The organism is Shewanella sp. BC20 (assembly GCF_003129585.1).
Classification (GTDB): Bacteria; Pseudomonadota; Gammaproteobacteria; order Enterobacterales; family Shewanellaceae; genus Shewanella; species Shewanella seohaensis.
On record NZ_NHRI01000024.1, the window covers coordinates 42,568 to 64,387 of the forward strand.

General features: G+C 48.9%; 22 protein-coding genes. 6 read left to right on the forward strand and 16 right to left on the reverse strand.

Annotated elements, in window-relative coordinates; translation table 11 throughout:
- Window positions 1-6 precede the first annotated feature (6 nt).
- Together CBX96_RS19230 and CBX96_RS19235 are read left to right on the forward strand one after the other, a co-directional pair.
- A complete protein-coding gene (locus tag CBX96_RS19230; protein ID WP_109287753.1) occupies window positions 7-405 on the forward strand; it encodes a rhodanese-like domain-containing protein in 399 nt (132 codons plus the stop codon).
- Window positions 406-983: 578 nt separating this feature from the next.
- Window positions 984-3,413: a S8 family serine peptidase gene (locus CBX96_RS19235; protein ID WP_109287754.1), complete on the forward strand. Its 2,430-nt coding sequence runs from the start codon at window positions 984-986 to the stop codon at window positions 3,411-3,413.
- A 40-nt stretch (window positions 3,414-3,453) separates the two neighbouring features.
- On the opposite strand, the gene CBX96_RS19240 is transcribed toward CBX96_RS19235, so the two are convergent.
- The 10 genes from CBX96_RS19240 to CBX96_RS19285 all read right to left on the reverse strand — a co-directional run bounded on the left by CBX96_RS19240 (window position 3,454) and on the right by CBX96_RS19285 (window position 12,022).
- Complete coding sequence (locus CBX96_RS19240) at window positions 3,454-3,999, reverse strand: YaeQ family protein (RefSeq protein ID WP_011622172.1); 546 nt, start codon at window positions 3,997-3,999, stop codon at window positions 3,454-3,456.
- 85 nt (window positions 4,000-4,084) lie between these two features.
- A complete protein-coding gene (locus CBX96_RS19245; protein ID WP_109287755.1) occupies window positions 4,085-4,996 on the reverse strand; it encodes a bifunctional precorrin-2 dehydrogenase/sirohydrochlorin ferrochelatase in 912 nt (303 codons plus the stop codon).
- 35 nt (window positions 4,997-5,031) lie between these two features.
- A complete protein-coding gene (locus CBX96_RS19250; RefSeq protein ID WP_181382238.1) occupies window positions 5,032-5,391 on the reverse strand; it encodes a rhodanese-like domain-containing protein in 360 nt (119 codons plus the stop codon).
- A gap of 278 nt (window positions 5,392-5,669) precedes the next feature.
- Window positions 5,670-5,987 carry a DUF2007 domain-containing protein gene (locus CBX96_RS19255; RefSeq protein WP_011622169.1) on the reverse strand — a complete coding sequence of 106 codons (318 nt, stop codon included), beginning with the start codon at window positions 5,985-5,987 and terminating at the stop codon, window positions 5,670-5,672.
- A 256-nt stretch (window positions 5,988-6,243) separates the two neighbouring features.
- Window positions 6,244-7,191: a protein translocase subunit SecF gene (secF, locus tag CBX96_RS19260; RefSeq protein WP_109287757.1), complete on the reverse strand. Its 948-nt coding sequence runs from the start codon at window positions 7,189-7,191 to the stop codon at window positions 6,244-6,246.
- Between the two features lie 12 nt (window positions 7,192-7,203).
- Entirely contained in the window at window positions 7,204-9,054 is a 1,851-nt protein-coding gene (gene secD, locus CBX96_RS19265; RefSeq protein ID WP_011625762.1) for a protein translocase subunit SecD, read from the reverse strand.
- A gap of 17 nt (window positions 9,055-9,071) precedes the next feature.
- Window positions 9,072-9,404 carry a preprotein translocase subunit YajC gene (gene yajC, locus CBX96_RS19270; protein ID WP_011622166.1) on the reverse strand — a complete coding sequence of 111 codons (333 nt, stop codon included), beginning with the start codon at window positions 9,402-9,404 and terminating at the stop codon, window positions 9,072-9,074.
- A 26-nt stretch (window positions 9,405-9,430) separates the two neighbouring features.
- Entirely contained in the window at window positions 9,431-10,555 is a 1,125-nt protein-coding gene (gene tgt, locus CBX96_RS19275; protein ID WP_109287758.1) for a tRNA guanosine(34) transglycosylase Tgt, read from the reverse strand.
- A gap of 161 nt (window positions 10,556-10,716) precedes the next feature.
- Window positions 10,717-11,754, reverse strand: a complete 1,038-nt coding sequence (queA, locus tag CBX96_RS19280; protein ID WP_088212209.1) for a tRNA preQ1(34) S-adenosylmethionine ribosyltransferase-isomerase QueA — start codon at window positions 11,752-11,754, stop codon at window positions 10,717-10,719.
- Between the two features lie 64 nt (window positions 11,755-11,818).
- Window positions 11,819-12,022 carry a hypothetical protein gene (locus CBX96_RS19285; protein ID WP_109287759.1) on the reverse strand — a complete coding sequence of 68 codons (204 nt, stop codon included), beginning with the start codon at window positions 12,020-12,022 and terminating at the stop codon, window positions 11,819-11,821.
- A gap of 182 nt (window positions 12,023-12,204) precedes the next feature.
- Between CBX96_RS19285 and CBX96_RS19290 the strand changes: the two genes are divergently transcribed.
- From CBX96_RS19290 to CBX96_RS19300, 3 genes are all read left to right on the forward strand, one after another.
- Window positions 12,205-12,831: an ACP phosphodiesterase gene (locus tag CBX96_RS19290; protein WP_109287760.1), complete on the forward strand. Its 627-nt coding sequence runs from the start codon at window positions 12,205-12,207 to the stop codon at window positions 12,829-12,831.
- 104 nt (window positions 12,832-12,935) lie between these two features.
- The gene (locus CBX96_RS19295) at window positions 12,936-13,490 is read left to right on the forward strand and encodes a protein disulfide oxidoreductase (RefSeq protein WP_109287761.1); all 555 of its coding nucleotides are present in this window, start codon (window positions 12,936-12,938) and stop codon (window positions 13,488-13,490) included.
- A 95-nt stretch (window positions 13,491-13,585) separates the two neighbouring features.
- Window positions 13,586-14,257 carry an RluA family pseudouridine synthase gene (locus CBX96_RS19300; protein WP_109287762.1) on the forward strand — a complete coding sequence of 224 codons (672 nt, stop codon included), beginning with the start codon at window positions 13,586-13,588 and terminating at the stop codon, window positions 14,255-14,257.
- Window positions 14,258-14,392: 135 nt separating this feature from the next.
- Here the strand turns inward: CBX96_RS19300 and CBX96_RS19305 are convergent, their stop codons facing one another.
- Window positions 14,393-14,827, reverse strand: coding sequence for a hypothetical protein (locus CBX96_RS19305; RefSeq protein ID WP_011625756.1), 435 nt, complete (start codon window positions 14,825-14,827; stop codon window positions 14,393-14,395).
- A gap of 335 nt (window positions 14,828-15,162) precedes the next feature.
- Here CBX96_RS19305 and CBX96_RS19310 point away from each other — a divergent pair, with 335 nt between their 5' ends.
- Entirely contained in the window at window positions 15,163-16,542 is a 1,380-nt protein-coding gene (locus CBX96_RS19310) for a Gfo/Idh/MocA family oxidoreductase (RefSeq protein ID WP_109287763.1), read from the forward strand.
- 52 nt (window positions 16,543-16,594) lie between these two features.
- Here the strand turns inward: CBX96_RS19310 and CBX96_RS19315 are convergent, their stop codons facing one another.
- The 5 genes from CBX96_RS19315 to CBX96_RS19335 all read right to left on the reverse strand — a co-directional run bounded on the left by CBX96_RS19315 (window position 16,595) and on the right by CBX96_RS19335 (window position 21,761).
- Entirely contained in the window at window positions 16,595-17,119 is a 525-nt protein-coding gene (locus CBX96_RS19315; RefSeq protein WP_109287764.1) for a CIA30 family protein, read from the reverse strand.
- Between the two features lie 76 nt (window positions 17,120-17,195).
- The gene (sstT, locus tag CBX96_RS19320; RefSeq protein ID WP_109287765.1) at window positions 17,196-18,422 is read right to left on the reverse strand and encodes a serine/threonine transporter SstT; all 1,227 of its coding nucleotides are present in this window, start codon (window positions 18,420-18,422) and stop codon (window positions 17,196-17,198) included.
- Window positions 18,423-18,618: 196 nt separating this feature from the next.
- Window positions 18,619-19,530: a chemotaxis protein CheV gene (locus CBX96_RS19325; RefSeq protein ID WP_109287766.1), complete on the reverse strand. Its 912-nt coding sequence runs from the start codon at window positions 19,528-19,530 to the stop codon at window positions 18,619-18,621.
- A gap of 91 nt (window positions 19,531-19,621) precedes the next feature.
- Complete coding sequence (locus tag CBX96_RS19330; protein ID WP_109287767.1) at window positions 19,622-21,256, reverse strand: phospholipase D family protein; 1,635 nt, start codon at window positions 21,254-21,256, stop codon at window positions 19,622-19,624.
- A 34-nt stretch (window positions 21,257-21,290) separates the two neighbouring features.
- Entirely contained in the window at window positions 21,291-21,761 is a 471-nt protein-coding gene (locus CBX96_RS19335) for a dual specificity protein phosphatase family protein (protein WP_109287768.1), read from the reverse strand.
- Window positions 21,762-21,820 lie beyond the last annotated feature (59 nt).

Here is a 21,820-nt window from a genome sequence, read left to right on the forward strand (position 1 = left end):
AAGTCAGTGTTCAACAAGTTTCTGTGTCGCAGTAAAACCTTACTGGGGGTGGCTCTCTTGAGTCTGTCATCACTCGCCTTAATCCCGAACGCGGCAAGTGCCGCCGATCAAGAGCCTCAAGTTGCGTGGCAGAAAATCGCTGCTGGCGCTATGGTGCTCGATGTACGCACCCCTGAGGAATTTGCCGCGGGCCATTTAGCCAATGCGGTTAATATTCCCTTTGAGCAAGTCGCCGCCGAGTTTGCTAAGCGCGGTATCGCCAAAGATGCGCCCGTGGTGTTGTATTGTCGTAGCGGTCGACGCAGCAGTATCGCGACCGAAGCCCTAGTCACGGCGGGTTACACTCAAACCTATAACGGTGGCGGTTATCAGACCTTAGCCGACACTCAACCTAAAACAGAATAACTCGCTGTTGAGATCGATAAAAAGCGCCTGTTGGCGCTTTTTATATTTCGGCCGATGTTTATTCAGCTTACCAAGTACGACCAGTCGATTATCCTGCCCTGACAATGCACAAAAGCCAATAAATTGGCAAATGCCAAAGCCTCGACGCACAAATGCAATAAAATCGCATAATCAATCACTTGAAATAAACTCAACATCAAGCAAAGAAAAACACTCTTAATTTTGTTACTTTTAATTCCAAAAAATTATAAATATTAATTTCAACAAATTAGATATTAACCATAATCCATCATCCGCTGTTAAGGCCGATAAAATTCGCTTTTGCTTATTCACCTTTTCCACATAAATAAACACAAATCGCGCTAAATATTCGTTACAACTTGTAACATATGATTTTTTATTCAATAAATCCGCTTATTACCTCAAAGTACTTTACCAACCGCCATACCATTAACATTTAATTTACAAACACTTACACCAAAGATAAATTCACTAACCGAGTAGCATCTGAGTCGTAGTTATTCTTTAAAAGCACAAAATAATAATGATTAACACTAAATTGAACATGGAAGAAAAACATGACAATCAATCGAACCACTAAGATAGCCCTGAGTTTATCTAGCTTAGCTATTGCGATCTCAGCAGGTGTTAATGCTGCCCCCGATGCACCGGGTTTCGCCGCAGCGATGCAAGCACAGACCTCTCCTCTGCCAAAGCGCTATATCGTTAAATTTAAAAATGCCGATGCGCCAGCCCTGATGTCTGAAAGCAACCTGCAAAGCAGCGATCAGCTCGCCACCACCATGAACTATCAGCCTCAAGTGGCTGAAATTAGCGCCCAGCACAGTGTGCTGAACAAGGCGCAAGCCAAAGAGATGAAGCGTATCGGCCGCAGTAACAGCTACTCAGTTAAGCTGGATAACAATGGCATTAAGGCATTAAGAGCCCGCGCCGATGTGGAATATGTGGAAGAGGACATGCCACGCCACCTGCTAAGCGAAACAACGCCTTGGGGACAAACCTTTGTGGGTGCAACCCAATTGAGCGACAGCCAAGCGGGCAACCGTACCATCTGTATTATCGACTCAGGTTATGACCGTGGTCACAGCGACTTAAGCGGTAACAATGTCACTGGCACCAACAATTCAGGTACGGGCAACTGGTACGATCCAGGCAATAACAACGCCCATGGAACCCACGTTGCGGGTACTATCGCGGCGATCGCTAACAACGACGGCGTGATTGGCGTAATGCCAAATCAAAATGCCAACATCCATGTGATTAAAGTCTTTAACGAGTCTGGTTGGGGTTACTCCTCATCCCTCGTATCGGCCGTAGATACCTGTGTGGCGAATGGCGCAAACGTGGTCACCATGAGCTTAGGTGGCGCAGGTTCGAGCACTACCGAACGTAACGCGTTAGCGGCTCACTACAATAACGGCGTGCTGTTGATTGCCGCTGCCGGTAACGATGGTAACAATACCCACAGCTACCCTGCTTCGTACGATGCGGTAATGTCTGTAGCATCGGTCGATAATCATAAAGACCACTCTGCTTTCTCTCAGTACACCAACCAAGTCGAGATCTCAGGTCCTGGTGAAGCAATTCTCTCTACCGTGACTCGCGGAGAAGGTCGCTTAGCCGATATTACTATCGGTGGTCAGTCTTACTTCAACTCAGGCGTTGTGCCGCACAATCGCTTTACGCCATCGGGCACCAACTACGCGCCCAATCCATACAATGGCACGGCAACCGCAACCTTAGCCGAATGTACGGTTAGCGGCTCAACCTTCAACTGTGGCAACATGGCTAACAAGGTGTGTTTAGTTGAGCGTGTGGGTAACCAAGGCACTTCGTACCCAGAAATCAACGCGGTAAAAGCCTGTAAGAATGCCGGTGCTAGCGCCGTTATCGTGTACAGTAACAGCGCTTTACCTGGGCTACAAAACCCCTTCTTGGTCGATGCTAATAGCGAAATCAACATGGTGTCAGTGTCTGTTGACCGTGCAACTGGTTTAGCTCTGCGCAACCAATTAGGCGCAACCGTTACCGTGAGCAACCAAGGTAATAAGGACTACGAGTACTACAACGGTACATCGATGGCGACCCCACACGTTTCTGGTGTCGCAACCTTAGTGTGGAGCTACCATCCAGAATGTAGCGCCGCTCAGGTGCGTAACGCGCTCAAACAAACCGCTGAAGACTTAGGCACTGCAGGTCGTGATGATTATTATGGCTATGGTCTGGTCAATGCCGTTGCAGCGAAAACCTTCTTAGATGCTTCCTGTAATGGTCCAACGGATCCGGTTGACCCAACACCAACTGACAGCGTGTTAGTGAATGGTGTGCCTAAAACCGGTCTAAGCGGCGCCGCCAGTGAAGAACTGCATTTCTCTTTTGAAGTGCCACAGGGTGCAACTAACTTAGGCTTTGTGATGAACGGTGGCACGGGTGATGCGGATCTGTACGTACAGTACGGCGCAGCGCCAACGACCTCAAACTACGATTGCCGTCCATACAAGGGTGGTAACAGTGAATCTTGCCCAATCAGCAACGTTCAATCTGGTACTTACTACGCCATGGTAAAAGGCTATTCAGCCTTTAGCGGTGTATCGTTAACTGCAAGCTACACAGCCCAAAGCGGCGGTGGCACTCCTACCACACCAGCAAGCTACACCAACACCGATAACTACAATATTCCTGATAACAAAACCACTGGTATCACAAGCCCAATCACAGTGACTCGCACGGGTAACTCAGGCACAGTGACTGCCGTGGTGAATATTGTTCACCCTTACATTGGTGATTTAAAAGTGCAGCTCATCAGCCCTACAGGCCAAACGGCAACACTGCATAACAACACTGGCGCAGGCGCAGACAATATCAACAAGAGCTACACAGTTGATATGACTGGCGTTGAGTCAAGCGGTGTGTGGAAACTCAAAGCGGTTGATAGCGGCCGTGGCGACGTAGGCTATATCGATAGCTGGGAACTCAAATTCCAATAATGTTCGTCTAAACAAAGAGCCTGCAATTGCAGGCTCTTTTTTATTGGTCATCTTTCAGCATTTCGGGCTCGATAAGCACGCTGTGCTCGTTATCCGATAACCAGACTTGCCCTTCACTGATGGACGCCTGCAGCGACATAGTGCGGCTCACTAAGGCCTCCATCGCCGTCACCGACTCTTCGGCAATATTCCACACTTTAAGGTTTTTATAACGCTCAAGGGCCGCTTGATTCTGCTTCCACCAAATAGGGACACTACGTCCGCCGTAGGTAAACAGCTGCACCGCTTTTGCGCGACCGCTCGCCTTACGCAGCCACTTCTCATCGGCTTGGCCAAACTCAATCCACAGGTCCACTTCACCAGAGAGACTCTTGTCCCACAGCTCAGGCTCATCGTCGACGCACAATCCCTTAGTAAAACTTAAGGTCTCGGAAGCGTTTAGGATAAAGGCCAACAAACGCACCATCATGCGGCCATCGGTCTCGGAGGGATGCTGCGCTAACGTCAGCTGATGATCTTGATAATAACCTCGGTCCATATCGGCGATCTGAAGATTGACCTTAAACACGGTCGCTTTGAGAGCCATAGTACATCCTAAGCATAACGATAAAAAATAACGGCGAGTCTACCTAAGACTCGCCGTCAGCTCAAACAAACTGCGATAAAGAAGACTAAATCGCACCGGGGCGTAAATGTTTCGCCACCGGAAAATGTGCCTTAAGTTGCGCAATCTTTTGGGTATCGGCGACCAACAACATGCGCGAGCCTTGCTCATATTCACGGCTGATATCACTCAGCGCGGGAAGTGCTGCACGATTAGCATCGCGGCGCACCAGCTCGGCCAAGTCCTCGGCTAAACCTACTTCGCTGTAAATCCAATCGAGGCGCTGTAATAACGGCATGGCCGCCAGCGGCAATAACTCGACGGGCGTGGCATCGTCCAATAACAGGATTTCCCCGCGGCTGACGATATGGTTAAAAGCATTCTGATAGTGCTCGGGGGTGCGCGCATCAAACCGATCGCCATTGGTGTCGAAAAAGCGCTCCCAGAATAATCGGCGCGTCGCTGTTTTGGTGAGTCTTTGCTGCACTTCGAGACGCTTGTCGGCCACAAAGTCGAACAAGGGCTTAAGGGATTGCGGCAGGCTGGTCTCTAAGCGAGCCCTAATGGTGCGCGCAAACACAGGCGCTGCGCCCGCAGTGCTGATCGCCACCACAAGACGCCCCCTATCGACAATCGATGGGGTAATAAAGCGGCAATAGGCGGGATTATCCACGGCATTGACCCAAATTCCCCGCTCGGTAGCTAAGGTGGCTAATTCGGCGTTGAGCTTATCATTTGCGGTCGCTAGATAGATGAGATCATAATTTTGAATATCGGCCTGCACCACGGGCCGCTCAGACAATAAAATCCTGCCCGCATCGGCATAGGCCTTTACCTCGGGATTCACCTCGGGGGCAATCACATGGATATTGGCTTCGGTACGCGTCAGTAAGGCCAGCTTACGACTGGCGACATCACCCGCTCCCACCAGCAGGACATTTAAATTAACAGTATCAATAAACAGCGGGAAGTATTGCATGTGACTCGCCTATAAAAAGTTAAACCCAGCCAAGATTAATCTTGCACCACGGGCAGCTGGCGTTGGATCCAGCCTTTATAACCCCCAATCAAGGAGGCCACCCTTTGGTAGCCCATCAGTTGCAAACTGCTGGCCGCCAGTACAGAGCGTGCGCCACCCGCGCAATAGAGCAGCAGAGGCGTATGTTTATCGGGGAAGCGCTGTTCAATATCGCGCTCAATAATGCCGCGGCTCATATGTTTCGCCTGCGGCAGATGATCCTGTAGCCACTCGTTATCTTCACGGACATCAATCAATACCCAAGTGTCATCGGCTTGGTAGGCCTCAATACTCACTTCAACGACATGGGGTCGAATCGATTCGACAAGGGCCGAAAAAGCACTGGATGGATGCATCAGATCCTCCTTAGATAAGGGATTGAATGACTTAGCTAATCTGAATTGAAGTGTAATTCGCTACGCGGGGAGACGCAATCCTTGCCGTTAACGACATCTGACAATCGCGGGCTTTATGAGCCAAAGCGTGCGTGAGGAGGAATCACCTCCCGTCCCTTTGCCTTGCTTGGGTAGCAGGCGCTTAACGCTGATAACAAGCCGCATTGCCAGCGCTGTGAATTCAACGCTTGGCAGTGCTAGCAGTTTGAGGCCAAGTGTATGGATAAGTTTAGCGGCGATTAGTTATGGCTTTCGCTGCGCTCGGCGCTGCAATGCCAACATAATTCAAAGTTACCCTCGTTCATCTCATGGCATTGTACGCATTGCCACTGGGGACTCACAACGTCCAAAGCACTTAACTGGGCCTGTGCTTTGGCCAATTGCGACTCGCGCACCCAAAGCTCAATGTTATGCAGCCCAGCGGGCAACTCACCCACGCCGCCTAATAAGGCCTCGCCACGCAACTCCACATGAATACCACAGGCTTCTAATAATCCCTTCCATGTGTGGGCCTGCAATAAATTTCCACCAGCAACTAACGTCTTACGTTCTTCCATGCGACATCCTACAACAATACTCTCTAGATATGGGCAGCCGACATCCTACTGTGAAATAACCGAGCCTGTCGAGCGCTGTTTTTTACAGCAGTTGTTAATAAAATTAACATTTAGGTTTTACAGCATTAGTCACTATAAAGTTGTGAGTTTGCTAGCAGATTATCGGAAAGGTCAAAATCCACCGAAAAAAAAGCCACCTTCAAGGTGGCTGTTTTTTCAACAGTCGTGATACACGACCTCGAGTCTCAATGCCCGATTAAGGCATCATCGAAGGCTGATCAGCACCTTCTTTCTCGACTTCAACTGGCATCATATGCTCACGGCAAATGCCCAGTTTGATCGCAAGGTAACTTGCTACGTAGATAGAAGAATAGGTACCGACGAAAATACCCAACAACAATGCAGTCGCAAAGCCGTGGATCATAGTGCCGCCCTTCAGGAATAACGCCACAACGGTCACCAGCGTCGTACCGGTAGTGATAATGGTACGACTCATGGTTTGAGTAATGGAAACGTTGACCACTTCTTCTGGCTCGCTCTTACGCATCTTGAGGAAGTTTTCACGGATACGGTCAAACACAACGATAGTATCGTTGAGTGAGTAACCCACAACGGTTAACACGCCGGCTAATACAGTCAGGTCGAATTCCAATTGGAATAAGGAGAATACCCCTAAGGTCACAATCACGTCGTGGGCCAGCGCTGCTACTGAGCCAAAGGCTAAACGCCATTCGAAACGGAAAGAGACGTAGATCATGATACAGATAAGCGCGACCAATACCGCTAAACCGCCCTGCTCAGCCAACTCTTTACCCACTTGAGGACCGACGAATTCAACCCGTTTTTGTTGAACGCCCGCATCCACTTGTTGAGCCGCAGCCATGACAGATTTGACCTGTACATCGCTGCTCACGCCTTCTTTCACCGACAGACGCACTAATACGTCACGGCTCGAACCGAAGTTTTGCACCACCGCACCGTCTAATTCAGGCGCAGACAGCTTAGTACGCAGCACGTTTAAATCGACAGGTTGAGTAAACTCCATCTCAACCACAGTACCGCCGGTAAAGTCTAAGCCCCAGTTAATGCCTTTGGTCGCCAGAGACACCAGCGAACCAAATACCAAAATGGCAGACATGATACTGATAGGCAGCGCATGACGGAGGAAGTTAACCGTACGTTTTAAAGATAAAATTTCTAACATTATCGCTTCCCCTTAGATAGACAGCGTCTTCACGCGCTTACCGCCCCAAATCGCGTTCACGATTGAGCGAGTACCCACGATAGCGGTAAACATCGATGTAGCAATACCGATCATCAGGGTCACCGCGAAGCCTTTGATCGCGCCAGTACCCACGGCGAACAAGATCAAAGCTGTCAAGAAGGTAGTGATGTTAGCGTCAGCGATGGTAGAGAATGCGTTACCGTAACCTTCGTGAATCGCCTGCTGTACGCTACGACCTGCACGTAATTCTTCACGGATACGTTCGTAAATCAGTACGTTACCGTCAACCGCCATACCCACTGTTAACACCATACCCGCAATACCAGGCAGGGTTAATACGGCGCCAGGGATCATAGACATCACCCCAACCACCATCACTAAGTTGGCCGTCAAGGCTAAGTTAGCGATCAAGCCGAAACTACGGTAATAAACCAGCATAAAGATAAGTACGACTGCCATACCCCAAATCATGGCTTGCACACCGCTTTCGATGTTTTCCGCACCTAGGCTTGGACCGATAGTACGTTCTTCCACAATCGATACGGGCGCAATCAGGGCACCAGCACGCAGCAGCAGTGCGAGGTTTTGTGCTTCACCATGACTTAAGCCAGTGATCACAAAGTTACGGCCTAAACGCGCTTGAATGGTCGCCACAGAAATCACTTCTTGGATTTTCTGCATCTTGACGCTGCCATCGGCGTTACGCTCACCGCTGTCTTTATATTCGATGAACAAGGTCGCCATCGGTTTACCGATATTGTCCTTAGTCACGTTAGAGAAAATGGTACCGCCTTTAGCATCGAGGTTGATGCTCACCTGTGGACGGCTATATTGGTCGAAGCTAGGTTGTGCGCCAGTGATATGATCACCCGTTAGCATCACTTCCTTCTTCAGTACCACTTGACCGCCTTCACGGCGTTGATACACCTCAGAACCCGCAGGTACACGGCCAGATTGCGCCGCATTTGGGTCGGCCTTATCGTCCACCATGTGGAATTCAATCGATGCGGTTGCACCTAAGATTTCCTTGGCGCGGGCAGTGTCTTGTACACCTGGCAGCTCAACGATAATGCGCTCAGCACCTTGACGTTGGACCACAGGCTCAGCTACCCCTAACTCGTTCACACGGTTACGGATAGTGGTAATGTTTTGCTGCAGCGCTTCTTCTTTAATCTGCTTAAGATAGGTTTCGCTCATGACGGCTTGCAGGGCAAAGTCTTCACCCTTGCTCACATCGCTAAACACCATATCGTTGCTGCGAGATTTTAAGAAACGTTCTGCACTGGCTAAACTTTCGGCATCACGGAATTTAATCTCGATACCTTGTGCATTGTTGCGAATGCCCGCGTAACGGATTTTTTCTTCACGTAATTGAGAACGGAAATCGGCCACTTTGGCCTCTTCCATCTTGCGGATGGCTTCGCCCATGTCCACTTCCATTAAGAAGTGCACACCACCACGAAGGTCCAGACCGAGTTTCATTGGGCTACCGCCCATAGACTCGAGCCACTGCGGCGTGGCAGGGGCAAGGTTGAGTGCCACGGTAAACTTGTCACCTAAATCTTCGGCGATGGTTTCCTTGGCCAGCAACTGTTGATCCGCGTTTTGTACGCGAACCAACAATTGACCTTTTTCAAGCTCAGAGCGTTTTACCGCAATGCCCTTACTGGCTAACAGCTCGTTCACTCTGGCTTGGGTAGATGCCGTGACTTCAGCACCTCGAGTCGCCACTACTTGCACCGCATGATCTTCACCGAACAGGTTAGGTACGGCATAGAAACAACCTATGGCGATGACGAGCACCACCATAATGTTTTTCCACATTGGGTATTTATTTAACACGCCTGAGCCCTCTTGGCTTACAACGACTGGATAGAGCCCTTAGGCAATACAGCTGCAATGTAATCTTTTTTAATTGTAATTTGAGTCGTGTCGTTCAAGCTCAGTAACACGTAGTCATTTTCATCGCTGATCTTTGCAATCTTACCTAAGATACCGCCGCTGGTCAGGACTTCGTCGCCCTTGGTTAAAGATGACATCAGGTTCTTGTGCTCTTTAACACGCTTAGATTGCGGACGGAAAATCATGAAATAGAAAATCAGACCGAAAATCACCAGCATGAAAATCAATTCCATGGTGCCGCCACCCTGTGGAGCGCCTGCAGCATTTGCATATGCATTTGAAATGAACATAGTTTTCTCTTCTTATTAGCAAAAAATCAATCGACTAACTCTGGTACTTCACGACCTTGACTGGTATAGAAGTCCTTTACAAAGGCGTCTAATGTACCCGTCTCAATCGCCCCGCGCAAACCTTCCATTAACATTTGATAGTATCTCAAGTTGTGAATGGTGTTTAAACGCGCACCCAGAATCTCATTACAACGATCTAAATGGTAAAGGTATGCCCGTGAATAGTTTTTACAGGTATAACAATCACACTTAGGATCGAGCGGTGAAGTGTCATCACGATGACGCGCATTGCGGATCTTAATCACACCTTCACTGGTAAACAGATGACCGTTACGGGCGTTACGGGTTGGCATCACACAGTCAAACATGTCGATACCACGACGCACACCTTCAACTAAATCCTCTGGCTTACCGACCCCCATCAGATAGCGAGGCTTGTCCGCAGGAATTTGTGGACAGACATGCTCAAGAATGCGGTGCATGTATTCCTTAGGCTCACCTACGGCCAAACCACCGACGGCATAACCGTCGAAACCAATTTCGACTAAGCCTTTTAAGCTCTCATCGCGTAAATCTTCATAAACACTGCCTTGGATGATCCCGAATAATGAATTGGGGTTTTCCAGACGGTCGAACTCATCGCGTGAACGCTTAGCCCAACGCAGTGACATCTGCATTGACTTGCGCGCTTCATCTTCTGTCGCCGGATACGGAGTACATTCGTCAAAAATCATCACCACATCACTGCCCAATGCATGTTGAATTTGCATTGATTTTTCAGGATCTAAGAAGATTTTCTCGCCGTTGATTGGCGAACGGAAATGCACACCTTCTTCGGTAATTTTACGAATGTCACCCAAACTGAACACTTGGAAACCGCCCGAATCGGTCAGAATAGGACGCTGCCAGTTCATAAAATCATGCAAGTCACCATGCTTACGCATGATTTCTTCGCCGGGACGTAACCACAGGTGGAAAGTGTTACCGAGCAGAATGTCCGCACCAGTAGCACGCACTTCTTCAGGCGTCATGCCTTTTACCGTACCGTAAGTACCAACAGGCATAAAAGCTGGGGTTTCCACCGTGCCGCGTTCAAAAATCAAGCGACCACGGCGCGCACGGCCGTCGGTAGTGTCGAGTTCAAATTTCATAATTCACCTCGCCAGATAAACAGTCTGACTACATTTGTAATGGCACGCGCCATTTTGATTAACAATAGAGATAGGGGCAGATCCAAAAGGTTCAACCTTTGGCTGAAAAAAATTACCGCCCAAACTCAATGTGGGCGGCTATTTTAAAACAAAATCTTGGTCTAGTGAGCTTTTTTCGTCACAAACATGGCATCGCCATAGCTAAAGAAGCGATATTTTTGCGTGATTGCGTGTTGATACGCCGCCATAACATGGTCAAAACCAGCAAAGGCACTGACTAACATGATGAGCGTCGATTCCGGCAGGTGGAAGTTAGTGATCATGGCATCGACGATTTGGAACTGATACCCAGGGTAGATAAAGATATCGGTATCGCCGCTAAAGGCTTTCAGTTCGCCTTCACTTGCACGGGCCGCGCTCTCCAGTGAGCGCACAGACGTCGTGCCCACAGCGACCACACGCTTGCCTGCCGCTTTAGTTTGGGCAATTAAATCCACCACATCCTGCGGCACATTGGCCCACTCTGAATGCATTTTGTGCTCGAGCACGTTATCAACGCGCACGGGCTGGAAAGTCCCTGCGCCGACATGCAAGGTCACAAATGCGATATTCACGCCCTTGGCTTTTAATGCCTCAAGCATTGCATCGTCAAAGTGTAATCCCGCCGTTGGCGCGGCAACCGCGCCTGGGTTTTGGTTATAGACTGTTTGATAGCGCTCTTTATCGGCATCCTCATCGGGACGGTCGATATAAGGAGGCAGTGGCATATGCCCTACTGCTTCGAGCACTTCTAAAATAGTCAGGTCAGATAAGAGTTCGAGTTCAAATAAGGCGTCGTGGCGCGCAGCCATCTTCATCTCATAACCGCCATCGAGGTGAATAATGCTATCCACCTTCGGGGATTTAGAGCTACGCACATGGGCGAGGATGCGCTTATCGTCGAGCATACGCTCAACTAAAATCTCGAGTTTGCCACCACTGGCCTTTTGGCCAAATAAACGCGCAGGGATCACCCGGGTATTATTGAATACCATTAAATCGCCGGGATTAATCATCCCCAGCAGATCGGTAAACTGTTTGTCGGCGAGCGTGCCAGTATTGCCATCTAAGGTTAACAGACGTGACGCATTGCGTTGCGCCATGGGATAACGAGCGATGAGTTCGTCGGGAAGATCGAAGGAAAAGTCTGTTACGCGCATGCAAAGGCCTCTAGATAGCTTAGAACGGCGGCTAGTCTATGGTTAGAGGCCAATAAGATCAAGATTACTTGTTCGCGATATCCATATCTGCTTCTGACTCATTTAGCACATTTGAGGCTAACGCATCATCTACATCATATTTAGGCCGAGTCCGCGAAAAATGATCCATACGAAAGCTATGTTGCTCATAGGGAATATCGACAAGCACTTTTTTACGCTTAGGGCGCTCGTCTTTACCGAGCATTTTGGTAAACCAGTTCCACATCATCCATGATCCTTAACAGGTTAATTGATTGGTGCATTTTCAGTCCCGCGTCAGCATTTACCCTCCAATTGAAACGCTAACGTAAGCACTCCCTTAGAAAAGCACACGATTTTTGCCTATTTGCGCTTTCCTCAGCGCGCCCGCCCATGATACCGTGAACTAACGCGATTAACCAAGCACAAAAAATGAACATTCTTACACACTTACATCTGGCCGAGATCAGTAAAACCCACCTAGGCGCCAATCTGGCAGGCAATTTTATCACTGCGCCAATCGATTCTGCGCCGCAAGCACTTCGCCAAGGACTGTGGTTAAACCAAAAAATCAATCAGCTCTGCGCCACCCATGAACTGACCCAAGAGCTGATGGCCCTGTTCCCTGCTCAGTTAACAAGCATAGCAGCAGATTTGATGTTCGTAAGTTTCGATCATTATTTAGCTTACTACTGGGAAGAATATCATCACCTACCGCTACCCGAGTTTAGCCAAAAAGCCTATCGCGAACTGGCAGAATTTGCCGTGCAAAGCGATGAGTATCACCCACAATCCTGTCTAGACATCATCGCCGATATGCGCAGTCAAGATTGGTTAAACGCTTACGCCACGCCTAAAGGCATTCAACAGGCATTAGCACAACGGGCCAAAGGTCATCCGCACAGTGCCTTATTTAACGGCGCGGATAAACTGTTAGCGAAAATGCAGATTGAGACAGAAACCGCCTTTCGCACCTTCTACCCTCAGTTGATGGCCTACACCCGTATTTGGAGTCGTAAAACCCCGAGTGACTATTTACCCAGTGGCTCAGCCGACTAAGCTCTAAGTCGAACGCCTGCATTCTGGTATCAAGCCTTGTTTAAGCCTAAGCGTTTACTCTAACGCCTTTGCGATAACGCCTATTCAGTGAGGTTCCCGTCACAGTGACGTCAGCAAACTCAAGTGCTAAGCCAGCTCAACCACTCAGTTGGCGCCAAAAACTGCAAAGCCCGCGCTTTTGGCTTAAACAGCTTAGGGATCTTAGCATCATGGCGCTGGTGCTTTACGGCGTCAGCCTCTATTTGCAACGGGATATGATCACCGGCCAAGCGCCAGTATTAAGTGGTATTGCCATTGATGGCAGCCAGCTTGCGCTTAATGTCGCGAAGAGTGAGCCAACATTGGTGTATTTTTGGGGCACGTGGTGCCCGGTGTGCCGCGTCACCTCCCCTATGGTTGAGAGTATCAACCAAGACCATAAGGTGATTTCAGTGGCCGTGGCTTCTGGCAGTGATCGCGAGATCCAGCACTATATGGACGAGCATCAATATCACTTTCCGGTGCTAAACGATGACAATGGTGAGCGAAGTACTCAGTGGGGCGCGATGGCATTTCCGGCTATTTATATTATCGATACCCAAGGGGAGATCCGTTATGTCACCTCGGGAGTCACCTCGACTTGGGGCATGAAGTTCAGATTGTGGTTGGCTCAGTTCTAGTTCAATTTTAACAGTCTCAGCCAATGCCAGCTTGAGAATATACTGCTTAGTGACTGATATTTTGCTAGTATGGCCGCGCAAATGATGAGGATACGATGCAGATATTTGATTACCAGCCCCCTTCAGTCCCTTGGATAGATCTTCGCTATCAAGATAGGGATTTGATCATTATTAATAAACCCTCTGGATTGTTGTCTAACCCCGGCCGAGCCGCACATACCTTCGATTGTGCCCTGACCCGACTACAACGCTTGTATCCTGACACCATTCTCGTGCATCGACTCGATTGCGCCACCTCAGGCATTATGGTGTTTGCCCGCAACAAAAAGGCCGAGTCCCAGTTAAAAACCCAGTTCCAAGATAGGCAAAACGAGAAAGTGTATGTCGCCGAGGTCATGGGTTTGATTGCAAAGGATGCTGGGATAATCGATTTAGCCATTGCGCCCGATCCCGAGCACCCGCCCTATCAAAAGACTCAAACGGCGGGGACGGCTGGCGCAAAGAGTGCTCTGACCCATTACCGAGTGCTAGAAAGACGCGAAAACAGCACCTTAGTCGAATTAACGCCACAAACGGGTCGTACCCACCAGCTGAGGGTGCATATGCTCGCCTTGGGGCATCCCATTCTTGGGGATGAATTTTATGGCGATGATGAAGTGATAAAAGCCAGACCGAGACTCTGCCTTCACGCCCAAAGTTTACGTTTTACCCATCCTTACTCGGGTAAAGCCATGCATTTTTACAGCAAACATCCGTTCTCGGTTTAGCGCATAACCTTAAGCAATAACCCTAATTAATGGATAGGCCCTAAAAAGACACGAGGTCGCCTGAAGCGACCTCGTTTTTAGCAAATCGGCTTGGTATTTGCCGATTTATTGATTAGCGTATTTCGCTGCGACTCATTAAGCCACGCGCTGATTGAAATCAATATCCGCCATCAACTTATCGACTTGGAAATAACTGCCCTGCTCATTGCAAAACTGCAATTGCATGGCAGGCGTCACCATAAAATATTCACCGAAGAAGTTGCCGCCGACATCTTCCACTTTTTGGCCCTGCGGCGTATCGGACAGACTCACTTCATCCAAACTATGGCAGCCATCGCTAAACCAGGTTTCTAAATAATATTTGTCCGCTTCTTTATAGAGGGTAATTTTGTCACCAAGCAGTGGACGCTCATCTAACCAACGACCAATAATTTCTCGATTTTGCATATCTGACTCCCGCCAATGAAGGCGACGGCGTTTTTCAATCCCAGACATCCTGATATCCTTATGCAATACCCACTCACCTAAAGTGAACGTCAGTTGTGGTAGTACATTAAGCATAGAACCCATTTACCGCTTTACTCCCCCGAGTCGCAAATTACCCCAAATCCACCATAAAATGTAATTTTTTGGTTAAATTAAATTTTCTAAACGTTTAAAAACTAAAAGATAATTTCGCCTGATTAATTAATCGGCAGTGTAGCTTAATTAGAAAATAAAAACGCGATCTTTATCACTATTTACCTATCGCTAAAGTAAAGATAAACACCTTATTTCACATCTTACGCATTCATCCCCACGAATGAGCTTGTTACATCTTTTATTATTCACTCAGCTTAGGATTCTGATATAACAAACGGGATATATATCGCCCTACAAATAATCAAAAATAATGCAGGAAGCTTATGCACAATATTCATCGCCGCCATTTTCTAAAAGCCGCGGGCGCCGTTACCGCAGGTCTGGTTACGGCCAATATTGCCCTCAATGCCAACGCCAGCAGCGTTGCCGCTAAACCCCGCGTAGGAAAATCCGTTATTGGACTTATCGCCCCGAAAATGGAGCTGGTTAGAGTCGGTTTTATCGGTGTGGGAGAGCGGGGTTTTAGCCATGTCGAACAATTCTGTCACTTAGAAGGCGTGGAACTTAAAGCCATTTGTGATACCCACCAAGCCGTTATCGATAGAGCCGTTGAGCATATCGTTAACCAAAACCGGCCCAAACCTGCGGTCTATACAGGGAATGATCTCAGCTATCGCGAGCTATTAAGCCGCGATGATATCGATATTGTGATTATTTCGACCCCGTGGGAATGGCACGCTCCCATGGCCATAGATACCATGGAAAGTGGTAAGCACGCCTTTGTGGAAGTGCCATTAGCACTGACAGTAGAAGAATGCTGGCAGCTTGTCGACACCGCCGAACGCACTCAGAAAAACTGCATGATGATGGAGAACGTCAATTACGGCCGCGAAGAATTGATGGTGCTCAACATGGTGCGCCAAGGTGTGTTTGGCGAGCTGCTCCACGGTGAGGCCGCTTATATCCATGAGCTGCGCTGGCAAATGAAGGAAATCGACCATAAAACCGGTTCGTGGCGCACTTACTGGCACACAAAACGCAACGGTAACTTATATCCGACCCACGGCTTAGGGCCGATTTCTCAATATATGAACATCAACCGCGGTGACCGTTTCGATTATCTCACCTCCATGAGCTCACCCGCGCTCGGGCGCGCGCTATATGCCAAACGAGAATTTCCCGCCGATCATGAACGTAATCAGCTCAAGTACATCAATGGCGATATGAGCACGAGTCTGATTAAAACCGTTAAGGGCCGAACCATAATGGTTCAGCACGATACCACCACACCTCGGCCCTACAGCCGCCATAACCTTATCCAAGGTACCAATGGCGTTTTTGCCGGATTCCCAAACCGGATTGCCGTTGAGCACGGCGGCTTTGGTAAGAGTTACCACGAGTGGGATATGGACATGCAAAAGTGGTATGACAAATACGATCACCCACTGTGGCAACGCATCGGTAAAGAAGCCGAAATCAACGGCGGTCACGGCGGGATGGATTTTGTGATGCTCTGGCGTATGGTCTATTGCCTACGTAACGGCGAGGCGCTCGATCAGGATGTGTACGATGGCGCCGCTTGGTCTGTGGTGAATATTTTAAGTGAGCAATCGCTGAATAACCGCAGCAACTCGGTCAACTTCCCCGACTTTACCCGCGGCGCGTGGGAACATGCCACGCCCTTAGGGATTGTCGGCGCCTAGAACACTCGAAAGCGGGCGGTTAACGTAAAGGGATAAACTTAGGTTTATCCCTTTAATAACAACCTATCGTTCTAATCTTCAATGAAAAATCACCACTTTGCTGCGCGCCAATCACCAGCCCTATGCTAGTCAAACGGCTTAAATCGATCGCAGCACGCTCAATCGGCTTACCACGGCACTGGGGATGAAACGCCGTAAAAGGAATTTCAATACGCTGCCAGTGAATAATACTGCCACCATTAACGCCAAAGGATTGATGCTTAGCATCGGGCATTGGCGCCTGATAAACCGTGCTCTGCGGTGTATCGGCATCCTTAAGATTCACTTTGTAATGCTTGCTCCTGTCGCGGTCGAGTTCGAGGTAAATCCCACTAAACTCCCCGACATCAAGCGGTGCAAACTCGCAGCGCACCGATGCAAACCCACCACCATTGGCCAGCGACACATGGCCGCTAAACATCCCGTAACCTAACGGAGAGATGGTGAGCTTACTGCGTGACAGGCCGCCCATCACAGTATCATTGACGCCATACCAAGACTTAGCCGCACCTAAGTCCTTAAAATCGAAAAGGATCATAACTACTCCCATAAAAAAAGCAGCCACCGAGGTGACTGCTCTTATGATACTTTTTCTACATTAACAACAGCACACTTTATCCAAGTTTAGCTTTGTTTTCAGCGGCTTCACAAGCTGCAGCGGTAAAAATCACGTCCGTAGAGCTATTCAGTGCGGTTTCGGCCGCATCTTGGATAACCCCGATAATAAAGCCGACGGCAACCACTTGCATGGCCACATCATTGGAAATACCAAACAGGCTACAGGCCAGCGGAATAAGCAGTAACGAACCACCGGCCACACCGGATGCACCACAGGCCGAAATCGCCGCCACCACACTCAGCAGTAACGCCGTTAATAAATCCACCTGAATGCCTAAGGTATGCGCCGCGGCTAAGGTCAGCACGGTAATGGTAATCGCAGCGCCGCCCATGTTAATAGTTGCGCCTAGCGGGATAGAGACAGAGTAGGTGTCTTCATGCAGCTTTAATTTTTCACACAGCGCCATATTCACTGGAATGTTCGCCGCGCTAGAACGGGTGAAAAATGCGGTTACGCCACTTTCTCGCAAACAACGGATCACTAGAGGATAGGGATTACGTTTGATTTTCACATACACAATCAGTGGGTTAACAATCAACGCTATGATAGCCATCGCGCCGAGTAACACGGCCAACAGCTGAGCGTAACCGGCAATGGCAGCAAAACCAGTTTCGGCAAATGTCGCCGCCACCAGACCGAAAATACCGATAGGTGCTAATCGAATGATAAAACGTACCATTTGCGAAATACCGTGGCTCACATCGGCAAACACTTGTTTGGTGGAATCATTCGCATGGTGCAGGGCTAAACCTAAACCCACACCCCAAGCCAAAATGCCAATGTAGTTGCCCGTCATTAACGCATTGACTGGGTTATCAACCAGTTTGAAGAGTAAGGTATTTAATACTTCACCAATCCCCTGCGGTGGACTGGTGCCTTCAACGCCGGCAACCAACACCAGATTGGTGGGGAACAGCATGCTTAACACCACGGCGGTTAACGCAGCAGCGAAGGTACCAAATAAGTACAGCACCACAATCGGGCGCATATTGGTTTGGGTATTTTTCTTTTGATTGGCGATGGAAGACGCCACAAGGATAAACACCAGAATAGGTGCGATGGCTTTTAATGCACCTACGAAGAGACTACCTAAAAACGCGACTTGCTTTGCGGCTTCATGTGAATAACTGGCTAAACTCACACCAGCGATGATCCCCACGAGAATTTGCAGCACCAAACTGCCATTAGCCAACTTGGCTAAAAAAGATGATTCTTGTTTCATGACTTAACCTGTCGTTATTATATTTCGGCTGAGTTTCCCCACCCCACACCTTCAACATTGAGGCCAATAAGGTTTTTATAGGATGTGATGGAACTTGTCTAGCTTTGCAGGGAAATAAGCCGATTAAATTACCCTGACCCTGCAAAACCCTTACAAAAATCCAACATAGCGCCCAGTTTGACGCTTAGTTTGATACCTAGTTTGGCGCAGAGCTTGCCCGCTTTGCCGCTAAATCGGCACCCCGTAGCATGGCTTCCACCAGTTCGTGGGCATCAAATTTAGTGAGCGCCTCATTCGCGCCAACTTGGTGGGCTTGGCTGACACTAATCTCGCTCGAAAGTGAGGTATGCAAAATAATATAGGCATTGGCGAGGAGTGGATTATCCCGGACTTCAAACGCCAGCTCATAACCATCGAGCCCTGGCATTTCAATATCGCTCACCAGAATATCGATAGGATGATGCTCGGCGGCGGCCTGCTCCATAATCGAGAGCGCCTCTTTACCATCTGGGGTCACAAAATAAGGAATGTTAATGCTATCGAGCGCATCGGAGAGTTGTTTGCGCGCGACCTTAGAATCATCCACCAGCAAAATACGCATGGGTTTTAACTTCTCGCGCTGCACGTCAGTTAAAATGGCGCGATTAGCCTCGGGCGCATCGGGGAACACCTTCGACAGCAACAACTCAACGTCGAGTAACTGCACCAGCTGATTATCGTAACGTGTGACCCCAGTTAAAAAGGCATTACGGCCTAAATTAGCCGAAGGCGCCTCAATATCACGCCAATTACACTCGATAATCTTATCAATCGCCCGCACCAAAAAGCCGATAATCATCCGCTGACAATCGGTAATGATGATATAGCAATGTTGGCGCTCTTCATCGCTGATGGGGCGGTAACCAATCGCTGCCGCCATATCCACCACGGGAATGGTATGGCCGCGAATCGTTGCGGCCCCCATGATAGTAGGGTGAGATTGAGGAATTTTACTCAGCGGAGTGTATGGCACTAACTCACGGATTTTTAGCGTGCCCAGAGCAAAGACCTGTGTTTGCGATAACCGAAACAGTAATAGCCCCTGCGATTGACTTGCCTTGCTTTTCATAAACCTAAATTCTCATTAACGATTCTGTTTTTATCATAGCGGTTCGCAAAATGAGTTGCGACAGCTAAAACCGCTATTTAGTCACCTTAGCTTATAACTGTGACTCTATTGGCAGTAACCCGAGGAAATCGGCGACAAAAATACGCCAAAATCCCGCGTCGGGCTCACTGTCGTAGCGCTGCTTGTTGGCATCATCCCACCACACCAACGCCCCCTCTTCTAAGGCGAGCCGATAGGTGTTGCTTGCCAGTTTCTCCTCAATTTTGTGAGCCACTTGCTGACTAAATTGCGGTTGAGTGATCAACAATCCAAGCTCGGTATTCACCGCCGCAGAACGGGGATCAAAGTTAAATGAGCCCACAAATATCTGATTATTATCAAATACAAACGATTTGGCATGCAGGCTACTTTTTGAACTGCCATGCCAACTGTGTGAGCGCTCACCCGCCTGCGCTTTCACCTCGTAGATTTCAACGCCCGCGGCCAACAAGGCTTTTCGATACTGCTTATATCCCGCATGCACCGCCAGCACATCGGTCGCCGCCAGACTATTGGTCAGCACACGTACCCGTTTGCCGGATTGAGCCAAGAGTGTGAGCAGATCGGTTCCCGATTGCGTCGGCACAAAATAAGGCGAAATAATGAGTAACTCGGACTCCACCTGCGTCAGGTAAGGTAATAACTGGCTGAGCAGCCAAGTGGATTTATCGCCTTGCAGCAACTTATCGGGCGGATCAACGAGCACTAGGGCTTTGCCCCAAAACCACGTCATGCTATCGCTCTGCAAATTTGCCAATAACTGACTTTGGGCTAAACGCTTCACATATTCGCTGGACTTGGACTGTTCACGCTGCTCGCTCATTTGCTGCGCTAGCGCTTCAAGCTCCGCCTGCGTGGGATTATGATCGCTCAACACTTCAATCGGATGGGTGGAGTCAGCATTCCAATATAGGTCAAATTCATCGGATACCTTAGGCACAGCATCGCCCATGGCTAACAGATCAAAATCGCCAAATTCGAGGTCACGATTCGCCGCAAAATACTCATCACCAATATTACGTCCACCGACAATGGTCATCACGTTGTCCACGGTGAACGATTTATTGTGCATCCTATGATTTAAGCGACTAAAACCAAACAACATGGCAAGGCCGCGGTAATTACGCTCCGTGCTTGGGTTAAACAGCCGAATACTGATGTTAGGGTGGCGCGCGAGGGCAATTAGCTGCTCGTCCATGTCAGCACTGGTCATATCGTCCAGCAATAAACGTACTCGCACCCCGCGATCAGCTGCATCCAATAAAAACCACGTCAGCAAGCGGCCCGTTTCATCATTACGATAAATATAATATTGCAGATCGATACTGCTGACGGCTGACTCAATCAGCAACAAGCGGGCGACGAAGGCATCGACCCCATCACCGAGGGGAAACACGCCAGTTTGCTCGGGATGCTGCGCCATGGCGGTTTTTACCGCCTGATACAGGGTGGAGTTTTCGGCTAAGGGATAGGCTGTTTCAATTGATTTTGCGGGTAATTCTGCCATTGAGCTACAACCGTTAATCAACAGGAGCAAAAGCCCCCAAAAGGGAAGCGAGAGACGAAATACCATTTGTTTGACGGGATAAATTTTGCGATTACGCCCTATCACTTTAGCAAGATGTTGAGCGAGTTTGTTGGCGAAAACGGCGCCACAATTGCGCGATGATATCCCGAATATCGTCACTAAATGGTATTCCTTATTTTATGAATTCAGAGGGTTAATCCTGTAACGCATAGAGCACATCGAAGGCAAACTGATCCCACCCTTCGGCAGTAAACGCAATATCGCGAATGCTGCGCACTTGGCTAACGGCATGCAAAGGCGCGGCGCCATTCACCATCAAGTAATAGGCCATAATAAGCCCTGTACGGTCTTTACCCGAGCGGCAATGGATTAGTACGGGCAAGTTATCGGCTTCACACTGCTGAATAAAAGCCAGCGCCCGCGGTAACTGGGCAACACATATAGCAACATCCCCTTCCTGCGGCGGGACATTGCGGGAAAAAGGAATGCATTCATAACGCAGTCCGTGGTGCTTAAAACTGCCCGGCTCACAGCCCTCTCCGCCATTCACGGATAACACCGCCCGGATCCCCAAAGACTTAAGCTCGGCTAAATCCCAAGGGTCCTTGTTGGGGCCACTTCGGCCCGCAATCTTGCCTTCAACTAACCAAAATAGATGCTGCATACTGCTCCCACAAACCAGATGCGAAGGGACATGAGATGCACTAAGCATAACTCACGCCC

Coding starts and splice junctions, on each gene's coding strand:
- CBX96_RS19235 (WP_109287754.1), top strand. CDS start 984: ATGACAATCAATCGAACCACTAAGATAGCCCTGAGTTTATCTAGCTTA.
- CBX96_RS19240 (WP_011622172.1), bottom strand. CDS start 3,999: ATGGCTCTCAAAGCGACCGTGTTTAAGGTCAATCTTCAGATCGCCGAT.
- CBX96_RS19245 (WP_109287755.1), bottom strand. CDS start 4,996: ATGCAATACTTCCCGCTGTTTATTGATACTGTTAATTTAAATGTCCTG.
- CBX96_RS19250 (WP_181382238.1), bottom strand. CDS start 5,391: ATGCATCCATCCAGTGCTTTTTCGGCCCTTGTCGAATCGATTCGACCC.
- CBX96_RS19255 (WP_011622169.1), bottom strand. CDS start 5,987: ATGGAAGAACGTAAGACGTTAGTTGCTGGTGGAAATTTATTGCAGGCC.
- secF (WP_109287757.1), bottom strand. CDS start 7,191: ATGTTAGAAATTTTATCTTTAAAACGTACGGTTAACTTCCTCCGTCAT.
- yajC (WP_011622166.1), bottom strand. CDS start 9,404: ATGTTCATTTCAAATGCATATGCAAATGCTGCAGGCGCTCCACAGGGT.
- tgt (WP_109287758.1), bottom strand. CDS start 10,555: ATGAAATTTGAACTCGACACTACCGACGGCCGTGCGCGCCGTGGTCGC.
- queA (WP_088212209.1), bottom strand. CDS start 11,754: ATGCGCGTAACAGACTTTTCCTTCGATCTTCCCGACGAACTCATCGCT.
- CBX96_RS19285 (WP_109287759.1), bottom strand. CDS start 12,022: ATGATGTGGAACTGGTTTACCAAAATGCTCGGTAAAGACGAGCGCCCT.
- CBX96_RS19290 (WP_109287760.1), top strand. CDS start 12,205: ATGAACATTCTTACACACTTACATCTGGCCGAGATCAGTAAAACCCAC.
- CBX96_RS19300 (WP_109287762.1), top strand. CDS start 13,586: ATGCAGATATTTGATTACCAGCCCCCTTCAGTCCCTTGGATAGATCTT.
- CBX96_RS19305 (WP_011625756.1), bottom strand. CDS start 14,827: ATGGGTTCTATGCTTAATGTACTACCACAACTGACGTTCACTTTAGGT.
- CBX96_RS19310 (WP_109287763.1), top strand. CDS start 15,163: ATGCACAATATTCATCGCCGCCATTTTCTAAAAGCCGCGGGCGCCGTT.
- CBX96_RS19315 (WP_109287764.1), bottom strand. CDS start 17,119: ATGATCCTTTTCGATTTTAAGGACTTAGGTGCGGCTAAGTCTTGGTAT.
- sstT (WP_109287765.1), bottom strand. CDS start 18,422: ATGAAACAAGAATCATCTTTTTTAGCCAAGTTGGCTAATGGCAGTTTG.
- CBX96_RS19325 (WP_109287766.1), bottom strand. CDS start 19,530: ATGAAAAGCAAGGCAAGTCAATCGCAGGGGCTATTACTGTTTCGGTTA.
- CBX96_RS19335 (WP_109287768.1), bottom strand. CDS start 21,761: ATGCAGCATCTATTTTGGTTAGTTGAAGGCAAGATTGCGGGCCGAAGT.